At 74.2% G+C, this 15,747-nt stretch carries 2 protein-coding genes (both only partly in view); both read left to right on the plus strand.

From position 1 onward, the window contains the following. On the plus strand, positions 1-7,721 hold the 3' portion of the coding sequence (locus tag BM339_RS31065) for a non-ribosomal peptide synthetase (protein WP_083598171.1). The gene continues 11,992 nt to the left of window position 1, outside the view; only the last 7,721 of its 19,713 coding nucleotides appear in the window; its start codon lies beyond the left edge, outside the window; its stop codon occupies positions 7,719-7,721. Next, positions 7,718-15,747, plus strand: partial view of a non-ribosomal peptide synthetase gene (locus tag BM339_RS31070; RefSeq protein ID WP_075023181.1) — the 5' portion only. 14,755 nt of this gene lie beyond the right edge of the window; the window shows 8,030 of its 22,785 coding nt (coding positions 1-8,030); its start codon is at positions 7,718-7,720; its stop codon lies beyond the right edge, outside the window. The genes BM339_RS31065 and BM339_RS31070 overlap by 4 nt, the downstream gene beginning before the upstream one ends.

The raw sequence follows: 15,747 nt of genomic DNA on the forward strand, positions 1-15,747 counted from the left end.
CCGACCCGGTGCTGGTGCTCGGCACCGAGGACATCGACGCCACCGGCCCCGACGGCGATCCCGGCGTCCCGGTCTCGCCCGACCAGATGGCATACGTGATCTACACGTCGGGGTCGACGGGGCACCCGAAAGGCGTGGCGGTCACGCACCGGGGGCTGGCGAACTACGTCGCCACGGTGCCCGCCCGCGTCGGCTTCACGGCGGGCAGGTTCGCGGTATTGCAGGGCCAGGCCACCGATCTGGGCAACACGGCCGTGTTCGCCAGCCTCGCCTCGGGCGGCACGCTGCACATCCCGGACGAGGACACCGTGCTGAGCCCCGCGGCGGTGCGGGCCTTCATGGCCGAGCATCGGATCGACCGCCTCAAGGCGGTGCCGTCCCATCTGGCGGCGCTCGGCACGGACGTGCTGCCCGGCGGGTCGCTGGTGCTCGGCGGCGAGGCGCCGCCGCCGGAGCTGGTCGCGGAGCTGGTCGCCGGAGACCGGGCCGTGTTCAACCACTACGGCCCGACGGAGACCACGATCGGCGTCGCCACCGCGCGGCTGACGCCGGAGCTGGTGGAGGCCGGGGTCGTGCCGATCGGCTCCCCGGTCGCGAACACCCGCGTCTACGTGCTGGACGACCGGCTGCGGCCGGTCCCCGTCGGCGTGGCCGGCGAGCTGTACGTCGCCGGCGTCCAGGTGGCCCGCTGCTACGTGGGCCGGCCGGGGCTCACCGGCGAGCGGTTCGTGGCCTGCCCGTTCGCCGGCGCGGGCGAGCGGATGTACCGCACCGGCGACCTGGCGCGCTGGACGGGGGACGGGCTGCTGGTCTTCGCCGGCCGGGCCGACGACCAGGTCAAGATCCGCGGCTTCCGGGTCGAGCCCGGCGAGGTCCGGAGCGTGCTGGCCCGGCACGAGGGCGTGACCGACGCCGCCGTGGTCGTCCGCGACGAGCGGCTCGTCGCCTACGTGGCCGGTGACGTGGCCGAGGCGGACCTGCGGGAGTACGCCGCCGCGAAGCTGCCCGCCCACATGGTGCCGTCGGCCGTCGTCACCCTGGAGGCGCTGCCGCTGACCGGCAACGGCAAGCTCGACCGGGCCGCGCTGCCCGCGCCCGGCTACGCGACCGGCGCGGGCCGCGAACCGGCAGGTGTGCGGGAGGAGATCCTCTGCCAGGTGTTCGCCGATGTGCTGGGCGTGGACGGCGTCGGCCCGGACGACGACTTCTTCACCCTGGGCGGGCACTCGCTCTCGGCGATGCGGCTCGTGAGCCGGGTGCGCGCCGTCCTCGGCACCGAGATGCCGCTGAGGTCGGTGTTCGAGGCGCCCACGCCGGCCGGGCTGGCGGCGCGCCTGTTCGAAGCGGAGCCGGCGCGCGCGCCGCTGGCCGCGCGGACGCGGCCCGAGCGGGTGCCGCTGTCCTACGCCCAGCGCCGGCTGTGGTTCATCGGGCAGCTGGAGGGCCCGAGCCCGACCTACAACATCCCGATGGCCCTGCGCCTGACCGGCGAGCTGGACCGGCGGGCGCTGGAGGCGGCGCTGCGGGACGTGCTGGAGCGGCACGAGGTGCTGCGGACGGTGTTCCCGGCGGCCGACGGCGAGCCGTACCAGCGGATCCTCGACGTGGACGAGACCGGGTTCGAACTGTCCGTCTCGGCGACGGCGCCGGAGGATCTGCGCCGCGCGGTGGCCGCGGCGGGGGAGTACGCCTTCGACCTGTCGGCCGAGGTGCCGATCAAGGCGTGGCTGTTCGGCGTGGCGCCCGACGAGCACGTGCTCGTGCTGGTGACGCACCACATCGCGCAGGACGGCTGGTCTCGCGGCCCGCTCGGCCGCGACCTGAGCACCGCCTATGCGGCCCGATGCGCGGGCCGGGAGCCGGCGTGGACGCCGCTGCCGGTCCAGTACGCGGACTACAGCATCTGGCAGCGGGAGCTGCTGGGATCCGACGACGACCCCGGCAGCCCCCTGTCGCGGCAGGTGGCGTACTGGCGCGAGGCGCTGGCGGGTGTGCCGGAGGAGCTGGCGCTGCCGTTCGACCGGCCGCGCCCTCCGGCGGCCTCCCATCGGGGGCATGCCGTCGGAATCGACGTTCCGGCCGAGGTGCACGCGCGGATCCGCGAGGTGGCGCGCGCGGAGGGCGTCACGGTGTTCATGGTGCTGCAGGCCGCCCTGGCGGTGACGCTGTCGCGCCTCGGCGCGGGCACCGACGTCCCGATAGGGGCGGCGGTCGCGGGCCGGCTGGACGGCGCCCTGGACGACCTCGTCGGGTTCTTCGTGAACACCCTCGTCATCCGGAGCGACCTGTCGGGCGACCCCACGTTCGCCGAGCTGCTGGCCCGCGTCCGCGAGACGAGCCTCGACGCCTTCGCCCACCAGGACGTGCCGTTCGAGCGGCTGGTGGAGGAGCTGGCCCCGGCCCGCTCGCTGGGGCGCCACCCGCTGATCCAGGCGATGCTGATCCTGCAGAACACCGGCGGCACCCGGCTGGCCCTGCCCGGCGTCGAGGTCGCCGGTGCGTCCGCGACCACGCCCAAGTCCGAGTTCGATCTGGAGATCAACGCCACCGAGGTCTTCGACGGCGGCGGCGCCCCGGCGGGCGTGCGCTGCTCGCTGCTCGCCGCCGCCGATGTGTTCGAGGCGGAGTCGGCCGCCCGGATCGCGGGCGTCTGGTCGCGCATGCTGGCGGCGCTGGTCTCCGATCCCGTGGCGCGGGTGGGGGCGGTCGAGGCGCTGGACGCCGCTGAGCGCGACCGGCTGCTGCGGGTCTGGAACGACACCGCGGTGGACGTACCGGCCCTGACGATTCCCGAGCTGTTCGCCGCTCAGGTGGAGCGGGCTCCGGACGCGGACGCGGTGGCCGCCGACGGCGTCCGGATCTCGTACCGGGAGCTGGACGCGCGTGCGAACCGCCTCGCCCGCCTGCTGGTGCGGCACGGCACCGGTCCGGAGAGCGTGGTCGCGGTCGCGATGGAACGAGGCGTCGACCTGACCGTGGCGTTGCTGGGCGTGGTGAAGGCGGGGGCGGCCTATCTGCTCCTGGACGCCGACCACCCGGCCGAGCGCATCGCGTTCATGCTCCGCGACGCGGACGCGCACACGGTGGTGACCACGGGGGACTGGACCGGTGCGCTGTCCGGCGACGTGGCGCGTGTGGTCGTGGACGACCCCGCCACGATCCTGGAGCTCGGCGGACTGGACGAAGCCGCGGCCGGTGCCGCCCCGGCTCTGGCGTCCGCGGCATACGTGATCTACACCTCGGGCTCGACGGGCGTGCCCAAGGGCGTCGTGGTGTCGCACGCGGGTGTGGCGAGCATGCTCGACGGTCACGTCCGCCACCTGGGCGTGGGCCCGGGGTCGCGGGTGGGCCAGTTCGCCTCGGCGGCGTTCGACACCTTCGGGTGGGAGTGGATGTCGGCACTTCTGACCGGGGCCACGCTGGTGGTGATCCCGCGCGACCGGCGTCTGGGCGCGGCCCTGCCGAAGCTGCTGGCCGACGAGCGCGTGTCGCATGTGACGCTTCCCCCCGCCGTCCTGGCGACGCTGGACGAGGCCGCCGTCGACCCCGGGGTCGTGCTGGTCGTGGCCGGTGAGGCGTCCTCGGGGGAGGTGCTGGACCGGTGGGCCCCGGGGCGCCGGATGTTCAACTCCTACGGCCCCGCCGAGACGACCGTCGACGCGACCCTGTGGGAGTGCGACCCGGCCGCCGGCGAGGTCTCGATCGGCGCCCCGGTCGCCAACACGCGGGTGTTCGTGCTGGACGAGGCGCTCCGCCCGGTGCCGGTGGGGGTGACCGGCGAGCTGTACGTGGCGGGCGCCGGGCTGGCGCGCGGCTACGCGGGGCGTCCCGACCTGACCGGGGAGCGGTTCGTGGCGTGCCCGTTCGGGGGGCCGGGCGAGCGGATGTACCGCACCGGCGACCTGGCGCGGTGGGCGTCCGACGGCCGTCTGGCGTTCGCGGGGCGCGCGGACGACCAGGTCAAGATCCGCGGGCACCGGATCGAGCTGGGCGAGATCGAGAGCGTGCTGGCGGGCGACGCGCGGGTCGCGCGGGTCGCGGTCGTCGCCCGCGAGGACTCCGCGGGGGACAGGCGGCTGGTGGCCTACGTCGTCGGGCGGGCCGACGAGGACCGGCTGCGGCGGCTGGCCGCCGAGCGGTTGCCGGACTACATGGTGCCCGCGGCGTTCGTGACGTTGGACGAGCTGCCGCTGACCACCAACGGCAAGCTCGACCGGGCCGCGTTGCCCGCGCCCGAGGTCGCCGCCGGGGAGGGCCGGGCCCCGGCGACCGTGCAGGAGGAGCTCCTGTGCCACGCGTTCGCCCAGATCCTGGGCCTGGACCATGTGGGGGTGGAGGACGACTTCTTCCGGCTGGGCGGGCACTCGCTGCTGGCGGTGCGGCTGGTGGACCTGTTGCGGGGGCGCGGTGTGTCGGTGTCGGTGCGGGCGCTCTTCGAGTCGCCCACACCCGCCGAGCTGGCGGTCGTGGCGGCGCCCGAGGCGATCGAGATCCCGCCGAACCGGATCCCGGCGGGCGCGACGGAGATCGCGCCGGACATGCTCACGCTCGTGGACCTGTCCGCCGATGAGGTGGAGCGGGTCGTCGCCGCGGTGGAGGGCGGTGCGGCCAACATCGCGGACGTCTATCCGCTGGCTCCCTTGCAGGAGGGTCTGTTCTTCCACCATCTGCTTCAGGCCGACGGCGGCCGGGACGTCTACGCCTCCCCGAACGTCCTCGGCTTCGACTCCAGGGAACGCCGCGACGGCATCCTGGCCGCGTTGCAGCGGGTGATCGACCGGCATGACATCTACCGGACCGCGATCGTGTGGGAGGGGGTGCGGGAGCCGGTGCAGGTGGTGGTCCGCCGGGCGGTGCTGCCGGTGCGGGAGGTCGTGCTGGACGATGGCGCGGACCCGGTGCGGCGGTTGCTGGCGGCGGCCGGTGCGGGGATGGACCTGCGGCGTGCGCCGCTGATCGACGTGCACGTCTCCGACCGGCCGGTGGACGGGCGTTGGCTGGCCCTGCTGCGCATCCACCACCTGGTCCAGGATCGGACCACCCAGGACGTCCTGCTGGGCGAAATACACGCCATCCTGACCGGCCGGGAGGACGAGCTGCCCGAGCCGCCGCCGTTCCGCGACTTCGTCGCGCAGGCGCGGCTGGGCGTGCCGCGGGAGGAGCACGAGCGGTACTTCGCGGATCTGCTGGGCGACGTCGAGGAGACCACGGCGCCGTACGGGCTGCTGGACGTCCACGGCGACGGCCGCGGCATCGAGCGGGCCTCCCTTGCCGTCGACGAGGAGATCGCCGCCCGCGTCCGCGAGGTGGCGCGCGCGCTGCGGACGAGTCCGGCGACGATCTTCCATCTGGCGTGGGCGCGGGTGCTGGCCACCCTCAGCGGCCGTGACGACGTCGTTTTCGGCACCGTGCTCCTCGGCCGCATGAACACCGGCGCGGACCGGGTGCCCGGCCTGTTCATCAACACGCTGCCGGTGCGCGTGCGCGTCGGCGGGACCGGCGCCGGCGAGGCGCTGGAGGCACTGCGCGGCCAGCTCGCCGAGCTGCTCGTCCACGAGCACGCGCCGCTCTCCCTCGCCCAGCGGGCGAGCGGCGTGCCCGGCGGCAGCCCGCTGTTCACCGCGCTGTTCGACTTCCGCCATCACCACCGCTCGGGGGCGCCGGACCAGCGGGACGCCGTCCGGACTCCCGGCATCGGCACCGTGTACACGCCCGCCGAGGGCAGCACCAACTACCCCGTGACCGTGCTGGTGGACGACCTGGGCACCGGCTTCGCGCTGACCGTGAACGCCGCGGCCGAGGCCGGCCCGGAGATCTGCCGGATGCTGCACGCGTGCCTCCGCAACCTGGTGACGGCCCTGGAGAACGACCCGGCGGACCGGCTGTCGTCCGTCAGGGTCCTCGACGAGGCCGAGCGGCCGGAAGACCGCGACGACGCGGTGCCCGCGGTGGCCACCACGGTCACGGAGCTGGTCGAGGCCTGGGCAGCGCGCACGCCGGACGCGGTGGCGGTGTCCGCCGGCGGTGTCGAGGTGTCGTACGCCGAGCTGGACGCGCGGGCGAACCGGCTGGCGCACTTCCTGCGCGGCCAGGGGGTCGGCGCCGAGTCGGTGGTGGGGGTGTGCCTGCCGCGCGGGATCGAGCTCGTGACGGCCCTGCTGGGAACGTGGAAGGCCGGGGCGGCGTACGTCCCGATCGACCCGGGCCAGCCGGCGGAGCGGATCGCTTTCGTCCAGGCCGACAGCGGCGCCGTGCTCACGCTCACCAGCGAGGAGGTGCTGGAGGACCTTCCGGCGGGCCGTCATCGCCTGGTGGCGATGGACGACGCGCCGACGGCGACGCGGCTGGCCGGAATGCCCGGCCGTGCACCGCGCGTACCGGCGCCGCCGGACCAGGCGGCCTACGTGATCTACACCTCCGGGTCGACGGGCCGCCCGAAGGGCGTGCTGGTCTCGCAGCGGAGCGCGGCGGCCTATCTCGGCTGGGCCGCTCGTGCCTATCCGGGGCTCGGCGGTACGGCGGGCCTGCACTCCGGGGTGGCGTTCGACCTGGCGGTGACCTCGCTGTGGGGGCCTCTGGCGGCGGGCGGCCGCGTGCGGATCATCGACCTGACCGACGACGCCGGCGACGCGCCGGCGTGCACGTTCCTGAAAGTGACGCCCACTCACCTGGCCATGCTGGACGGGCTGATGCGGGGATTCGCCGGCGACCTGGTCGTGGGCGGCGAGGCGCTGCCGGGCGGCGTGGTGGAGCGGTGGCGCGCCGCCAATCCCGCCGCGACGGTGGTGAACGAGTACGGGCCGACCGAGGCGACGGTGGGCTGCGTCATCTCGGCCGCGGCACCCGGCGAGACGGTGCCGGTCGGCGGCGACGGCGGCGTGCTGATCGGCCGGCCCGCGCCGGGCGTGCGGACGTTCGTCCTGGACGGGTTCCTGCAGGCGGTGCCGGCCGGTGTGGCGGGGGAGCTGTACGTCGCCGGCGACCAGCTGGCGCGCGGCTACGCCGGTCGTGCCGGGCTGACCGCGGAGCGGTTCGTGGCATGCCCGTCCGGCGGGCGGATGTACCGCACCGGCGACCTCGTGCGCTCTGCCGGGGACGGCCTGCTGGAGTTCCTGGGCCGGGTCGACGACCAGGTCAAGGTCCGCGGGTTCCGGGTGGAGCCGGGCGAGGTGGAGGGCGTCCTGTCCGGTCATCCGCTGGTCGCGCAGGCCGCGGTGGTCGCGCGCGACGAGCGCCTGGTCGCCTACGTGGTGGGCGACGCGGACGGCGACGAGCTGCGCCGGTTCGCCGCCGCGAAGCTGCCCGACTACATGGTGCCCTCGGCCTTCGCCGCCCTCGACGCGCTGCCCCTGACCCGGGGCGGCAAGCTGGACCGCAAGGCCCTCCCCGCCCCCGACTACGCCGCGGCCTCGACCGCCGCGACCGGTCGAGCGCCGGCGAACGCGGCCGAGGAGACCCTCTGCCGGGCCTTCGGACGGGTGCTCGGGCTGGAGCGTGCCGGGGTGGACGACGACTTCTTCGCACTGGGCGGGCACTCGCTGCTCGCCACCAAGCTGGTCGGCGAGGTACGGGCGGAACTGGGGGTGGAGCTGCCGATCCGGCAGGTCTTCTCGACCCCGACCCCGGCCGGGCTCGCGGCCTGGATCGCGGAACACGGTGCCGGCCGGCGAACGGCCCGGCCGGCGCTACGGCGGATGCACGCGCAGGAGGAATCATCATGACCCCGCTCTCGTACGCCCAGCGGCGGCTGTGGTTCCTCACCCAGATGGAGGGACCGAACGCCGCCTACAACAACCCCATCGCACTCCGCCTCTCCGGCGAGCTCCACGCCGAGGCGCTCGACGCGGCGCTCCGGGACGTGCTCGCCCGGCACGAGGTGCTGCGCACGGTCTTCCCGGAGCGGGACGGCGAGCCGTACCAGCGGGTCCTCGCGGAGGGCGAGACCGGGTTCTCGCTCGCCGTCTCCGAAGTGGCGGCGGAGGAGCTGCCGGTCGCCGTCGCCCGCGTCTCGCGGCACGCGTTCGACCTGGCCGCCGAGATCCCGCTGCGGGCGTGGCTGTTCAGGGAGGGTCCGGACGCGCACGTGCTCGTCGTGGTCGTGCACCACATCGCGTGGGACGGCTGGTCGACCGGCCCGCTGGCCCGCGATCTGTCCGCGGCGTACGCCGCCCGGCGGGAGGGCGGGCGACCGGACTGGGAGCCCCTGCCGGTGCAGTACGCCGACTACACCCTGTGGCAGCGCGAGCTGCTCGGCGACGAGGACGACGCCGAGAGCATCCTCGCCCGGCAGGTGGCGTACTGGCGCGATGCCCTGTCCGGAGCCCCGGAGGAGCTCCGGCTGCCGGCGGACCGGTTACGGCCGGCGATGCCCTCGTACCGCGGGCACCGGGTCGAGCTGGAGGTCCCGGCCGACGTGCACCGGGCCCTGGTGACCGTGGCGCGCGAGCGGCGCATGACCTCGTTCATGGTGCTGCAGGCGGCGCTGGCGGTCCTGCTGTCGCGGCACGGGGCGGGCACGGACGTCCCGATCGGGTCGGCGGTCGCCGGGCGTACCGAGAGGGCGTTGAACGACCTGATCGGGTTCTTCGTCAACACCCTGGTCATGCGGGTCGACCTGGCGGGGGATCCGACGTTCGCGGAGTTGCTGGCCCGGGTCCGCGAGGTGGGCCTGGAGGCGTTCGAGCACCAGGACGTGCCGTTCGAGCGGCTCGTCGAGGAGCTGGCGCCGGCGCGGTCGCTGGCGCGGCACCCGCTGTTCCAGGTGATGCTGACCGTGCAGAACACGGGGTCCGCCCAGCTCGACCTGCCGGGCCTCACGGTCTCCGGCCTCCCCGCGGGTGAGTCCTCGGCGAAGTTCGACCTGCAGTTCACGGCCGCCGAGAGCTTCGGCGCCGAGGGCGCGCCGGCCGGCATGCGGGTCGCCGTGACGGGCGCGACGGACCTGTTCGAGGAACGGACGATCGAGCGGCTCGCGCACGTCTGGGCCCAGGTGCTGGCGCAGGTCGTCGCGGATCCGTCGGTGCGCGTGAACGCGGTGGACGTCCTCGGTGACGGGGAGCGTGCGCTGATCCTGGACGAGTGGGCCGGCGGCGGGGCGGTCGTAGAAGAGCGTTCGACGGTTCCGGCGTTGTTCGAGGCGCAGGTGGCGCGGACGCCGGATGCTCCGGCGGTGACGTTCGAGGGTTCGTCGATCAGTTATGCGGAGTTGAACGCGCGGGCGAACCGGCTGGCCCGGTACCTGGTGGAGCGGGGTGCGGGGCCGGAGCGGTTCGTGGCGTTGGTTCTGCCGCGGTCGGTGGAGCTGGTCGTCGCGGTGCTGGCGGTGCTGAAGTCCGGGGCGGCGTATGTGCCGATCGATCCGGATTATCCGCAGGATCGGATTGATTTGATCCTGTCCGACATCGAGCCGGTGCTGACGGTTCGGGCCGATGACGTGGACGTCCCGGGTCACGAGGACGGTGATCTCGGGGTCGCGGTGTCGCCGGATCATGCGGCGTACGTGATCTACACGTCGGGGTCCACCGGACGCCCGAAGGGGGTCGTCGTCCCGCACCAGAACGTGGTGCGGCTGCTGCGCTCCCTGGAGCGGTGGTTCGACCTCGGGCCGGACGATGTCGGGACGCTGTTCCACTCCTACGCGTTCGACCTGACCGTGTTCGAGCTGTGGGGTTCCCTGCTGTACGGCGGCCGGCTCGTGGTGGTGCCGTACCTGACGTCGCGGTCGCCGCGCGAGTTCGCGGAGCTGCTCGCGACCGAGGGCGTGACGGTGCTGAACCAGACGCCCTCCTCCTTCTTCCAGCTGGTGAGCGAGGAGCGGCCCGACTGGGCGCTGCGGTACGTGACGGTCGGTGGCGAGTCGTGGGAACCGGGCCGCCTGGGGGAGTGGTACGCCCGGCACGCCGACGACGCGCCGCGGCTGTCCAACATGTACGGGCCGACGGAGACGACGCTCTTCGCCTCCGGGTACCTGCTGGACCGGGCGCGGGCCGAGAGCGCGGCGGGGAACATCATCGGCGCCGGCGTGGGTGACCTGCGCCTCTACGTGCTGGACGAACGGCTGCGGCCCGCGCCGATCGGCGTCGCGGGTGAGCTGTACGTGGCGGGTCCCGGGTTGGCCCGGGGTTATCTGAATCGTCCGGGGCTGAGTGCGGAGCGGTTCGTGGCCGACCCGTATGGGCCGGTGGGGACCCGGATGTACCGGACCGGCGATGTGGTGCGGTGGCGCGCCGGCGGCGATGTCGAGTACCTGGGCCGGAGCGACGAGCAGGTGCAGCTTCGCGGGTTCCGGGTGGAGCTGGGTGAGGTCAAGGCGGTGCTGGCGCGGCACGAAGCCGTCGCCGACGTCGCGGTGGTCGTGCATGAGGAGCGCCTCGTCGCCTACGTGACCGGCGACGCCGAGGCGGCGGAGTTGCGGGCGCTGGCCGTGGCGAGCCTGCCCGAGCACATGGTGCCCGCCGCGTTCGTCGCCCTCGACGCGCTGCCGCTGACCGTGAACGGCAAGCTCGACCGCGAGGCGCTGCCCGCACCCGAGTTCGCGGCGGGGGGAGGCCGCCGGCCCGCCACGGTGCGGGAGGAGCTCCTCTGCCAGGTGTTCGCCGAGGTGCTCGGCGTGGAGACCGTCGGCGTGGACGACGGCTTCTTCGCGCTCGGCGGGCACTCGCTGCTCGCGACGCGGCTGGTGAGCCGGGTACGCGCCGTGCTCGGTGCCGAGGTGCCGCTGCGGACGCTGTTCGAGTCGCCGACCCCCGCCGGCCTGGCCGCACGCCTCTTCGAGGCCCGCCGGGAGAGGCCGGCGCCGGCCCCGAGGGAACGCACCGAGCGGATGCCGCTCTCGTACGCGCAGCGGCGGCTCTGGTTCCTCGCGCAGCTGGAGGGTCCCAGCGAGACCTACAACATCCGGGTGACCCTGCGGCTGACCGGCGAGCTGGACCGGCGGGCGCTGGAAGAGGCGTTCCGCGACGTGCTGGAACGGCACGAGGTGCTGCGCACGGTGTTCGCGGTCGCCGACGGCGGGCCGTACCAGCGGATCCTCCGAGTGGACGAGACCGGGTTCGAGCTGCCTCTGGTCGAGGCGGTGGCCGCCGCGGGCGGGCACGCGTTCGACCTTTCCGCCGAGATCCCGATCAGGGCGTGGCTGTGCGAGGCCGGGCCGGACGAGCACGTGCTGGCGCTGGTGGTGCACCACATCGCGGGAGACGCGTGGTCGATGGCGCCGCTGGCGCGCGACCTGGGCACCGCCTACGCGGCCCGGCGCGAGGGCCGGGCGCCGGAGTGGACGCCGCTGCCGGTGCAGTACGCGGACTACGCGCAGTGGCAGCGCGAGCTGCTGGGGTCGGAGGACGACCCCGAGAGCCTCCTCGCGGAACAGGTCGCGTACTGGCGCGAGGCGCTGGCGGGGGTCCCGGAGGAGCTGGCGCTGCCGTTCGACCGGCCGCGCCCCGCGGCGGCCTCGTATCGGGGGCACCGGGTGCCGCTGGCGCTGCCCGCGGAGGTGCACGCCCGGGTCCGCGAGGTGGCGCGCGAACACGGTGTCACCGTGTTCATGGTGCTCCAGGCCGCCGTGGCGGTCACCCTGTCGCGGCTGGGCGGCGGCACCGACATCCCGATCGGATCCGGGATCGCGGGCCGTCTGGACGAGGCGCTGGACGACCTGGTCGGCTTCTTCGTCAACACCCTGGTCATCCGCACCGACCTGTCCGGCGACCCGACGTTCGCCGAGCTCGTGGAGCGGGTGCGGGAGACGGGGCTGGGCGCGTTCGAGCACCAGGACGTGCCGTTCGAGCGCCTCGTCGAGGAACTGGCGCCCGCCCGCTCCCTGGCGCGGCACCCGCTGTTCCAGGTGATGCTGACCTTCGAGAACAACGCCCGGCCGGAGCTGGACCTGCCCGGCGTGCGGGCGGGCGGCCTGCCGGCCGGGCCCGCGGACGGCCCGGTGACGGCGAAGTTCGACCTGGAGTTCAGCCTCACCGAGGCCTTCGACGCCGAGGGAGCCCCGGCCGGGCTGCGCGGCGCGGTGATCGTGGCCACCGACGTGTTCGAGGCCGGAACCGCCGCGCGGTTCGCCGGCCGGCTGGAACGCGTGGTCGAGGCGGTCGTCACCGCGCCGGACACCCCGATCGGCGCGGTCGACATCCTCGACGGGGCCGAACGCGCGGTGATCCTGGACGAGTGGGCCGGCGGCGCGATGCCCGCGGAGGAGCGCACGACGATCCCGGCGCTGTTCGAGGCGCAGGCGGCGCGGACGCCGGACGCTCCGGCGGTGACGTTCGAGGGTTCGTCGATCAGCTATGCGGAGCTGAACGCGCGGGCGAACCGGCTGGCCCGGTACCTGGTGGAGCGGGGTGCGGGGCCGGAACGGCCGGTGGCGCTGGTGCTGCCCCGGTCGGCCGACCTGGTCGTCGCGGTGCTGGCAGTGCTGAAGTCCGGGGCGCCCTATGTGCCGATCGACCCCGATCATCCGGACGACCGGATCGCGTTCATGCTGGCCGACGCCGACCCGGTGCTGGTCGTCCGGCCCGAGGACGTGCACGTCTCCGGCCACGACGACGGCGACCTCGGCCTGCCGATCGCGCCGGAGCACGCGGCGTACGTGATCTACACGTCGGGGTCCACGGGACGTCCGAAGGGCGTGGTGGTCTCCCACCAGAACGTGGTGTGGATGGTGCGGGCCCTGGACGAGATGTGCGACATCGGGCCGGGCGATGTGCGCACGCTGTTCCACTCGTACGGCTTCGACCTGACGGTGTGGGAGCTGTGGGGGGCGCTCCTGCACGGCGCCCGGCTGGTCGTGGTGCCGTACGAGATCTCGCGGTCGCCGCGCGAGTTCGCGGAGCTGCTGGCCGCCGAGCGCGTGACGGTGATGAACCAGACGCCGGCCGCGCTCTACCAGCTCATGGCCGAACAGCGCGACGACTGGGCGCTGCGGTACGTGTTCCTGGGCGGTGAGGCGCTGGACCTCGGCCGCCTGGAGGACTGGTACGCCCGGCACCCGGACGACGCGCCGCTGGTGACGAACACCTACGGTCCGACCGAGACCACCGTGCTCGTCAGCGGCTACGCGCTGGACCGCGCGCGTGCCGCCGCCGCGCCGGGCAGCATGATCGGTGGCCCGCTCGCGGGCGTGCGGCTCTACGCCCTGGACGGGCGGCTGCGGCCGGTGCCCGCCGGAGTGGCGGGCGAGCTGTACGTCTCGGGCACGCTGGTGGCCCGCGGCTACCTCGGCCGGCCCGGCCTGACCGCGGAGCGGTTCGTGGCCTGCCCGTACGCGGGCGCGGGCGAGCGGATGTACCGGACCGGCGACCTCGTGCGGTGGCGGGCGGACGGGAACCTGGAGTTCCTCGGGCGCGTCGACGAGCAGGTCAAGATCCGCGGGTTCCGGGTCGAGCCGGGCGAGGTACGGGCGGTGCTGGCGCGGCACGAAGCGGTGACCGATGTCGCGGTGGTCGCGAGAGGTGACCGCCTCGTCGCCTACGTGACCGGCGACGCCGGGGCGGCGGAGCTGCGGGAGCTGGCCGCGGCGAGCCTCCCCGAGTTCATGGTGCCCGCGGCCTTCGTCGCTCTCGACGCGCTGCCGCTCACGGCCAACGGGAAGCTCGACCGCGCGGCGCTGCCCGAACCGGACTACTCCGCCGCGGGCACCGCCGGCCGCGCCCCCGGGAGCGTGCAGGAGGAGATCCTGTGCCAGGCCTTCGCCGAGGTCCTCGGCGTGGAGGTCGTCGGTGTGCATGACGACTTCTTCCGGCTGGGCGGGCATTCGCTGCTGGCGGTCCGGCTGGTGGAGGTGCTGCGCGAGCGCGGGGTCCCGGTCTCGGTGCGGGCGCTGTTCGAGGCGCCGACACCGGCCGGGCTGGCGGTCTCGGCGGGTCCGGCCGAGGTGGCGGTGCCGGAGAACCTGATCCCGGCGGGCGCGACGGAGATCACCCCGGACATGCTCACGCTCGTGGACCTGTCCGCGGCCGAGGTGGAGCGGGTCGTCGCCGCGGTGGAGGGCGGTGCGGCGAACATCGCGGACGTGTACCCGCTGGCTCCGCTTCAGGAGGGCCTGTTCTTCCATCATCTGATGGCCGATGGCGGTGAGGACGCCTACGTGGTGCCGCGGGTGCTGCGGTTCGACGCGCGGGAGCGCCTGGACGCCTTCCTGGCCGCGCTGCAGCGGGTGGTCGACCGGCACGACATCTACCGCACCGCGATCGTGTGGGAAGGGCTGTCCGAGCCGGTGCAGGTGGTGGTCCGCCGGGCGGAGCTGCCGGTCCGGGAGGTCGGGCGGCTCCAGGACGGGGCGCCGATGCGGGTGGGGCGCGCCCCGCTGATCGATGTGCACGTCGCGCCGGAGGACGGCGGCGGGTGGCTGGCGCTGCTGCGGATGCACCACCTCGTCCAGGACCACACCACGCAGGACGTCCTGCTGGCGGAGCTGGACGCGATCATGACGGGGCGCGAGGACGAGCTGCCCGAGCCGCTGCCGTTCCGGGACTTCGTGGCGCAGGCCCGGCTGGGGATGGCGCGGGAGGAGCACGAGCGCTACTTCGCGGACCTGCTCGGCGACGTCGAGGAGACGACCGCGCCGTTCGGGCTGCTGGACGTCCACCACGACGGGAGCGGGGCCGAGAAGGCCCGCCTGGACGTGGACGGCGAGGTGGGCCGGCGGATCCGGACGATCGCCCGTGCGCGGGGAGTGAGCCCCGCCACGATCTTCCACCTGGCGTGGGCCCGGGTGCTCGGGACGGTGAGCGGCCGGGACGACGTGGTGTTCGGCACCGTGCTGCTGGGCCGGATGAACGCGGGTGCGGGCGCGGACCGGGTGCCGGGGTTGTTCATCAACACGCTGCCGGTGCGGGTGCGCCTGGGCGAGACGGGCGCGGGCGACGCGCTGGACGCGATGCGGGACCAGCTCGCCGAGCTGCTGGTGCACGAGCACGCCCCGCTCAGCCTCGCCCAGCAGGCGAGTGCGGTGCCGGGCGGCAGCGCGCTGTTCAGCTCCATTCTCAACTACCGGCACAGCCGGACCGATGCCGCGCCCGCGGGTGTCTCGGGCATCCGCACCGTGTCGACGCGGGAGGCCATGAACTACCCGGTGGCCATGTCCGTGGAGGACCGCGGCGCCGGGTTCGGGCTGACGGTCGACGCGGTGGCGTCCGTCGACGGACCGGCTCTGTGCCGGTTGATGCACACCTGCGTCGCCGACCTGGCGGACGCGCTGGAGGAGGCGCCGGCGCGCCGGCTGCCGGACGTCGCCGTCCTCGGTGAGGCCGAGCGCGCGGTGATCTTGGAAGAGTGGGCCGGCGGCGGGGCGGTCGTAGAAGAGCGGTCGACGGTTCCGGCGCTGTTCGAGGCGCAGGTGGCGCGGACGCCGGATGCTCCGGCGGTGACGTTCGAGGGTTCGTCGATCAGTTATGCGGAGTTGAACGCGCGGGCGAACCGGCTGGCCCGGTACCTGGTGGAGCGGGGTGCGGGGCCGGAGCGGTTCGTGGCGTTGGTTCTGCCGCGGTCGGTGGAGCTGGTCGTCGCGGTGCTGGCGGTGCTGAAGTCCGGGGCGGCGTATGTGCCGATCGATCCGGATTATCCGCGGGAGCGGATCGATTTCGTGCTGGGTGACACCGATCCGGTGGTGACCGTTGGGGTCGAGGACGTGGACGTCCTCGGCTATGACGATGGTGATCTCGGGGTCGCGGTGTCACCGGAGCACGCGGCGTACGTGATCTACACGTCGGGGTCGACCGGTCGCCCGAAGGGCGTGGTCGTCCCCCA

The organism is Actinomadura madurae, from assembly GCF_900115095.1.
Taxonomy (GTDB): domain Bacteria; phylum Actinomycetota; class Actinomycetes; order Streptosporangiales; family Streptosporangiaceae; genus Spirillospora; species Spirillospora madurae.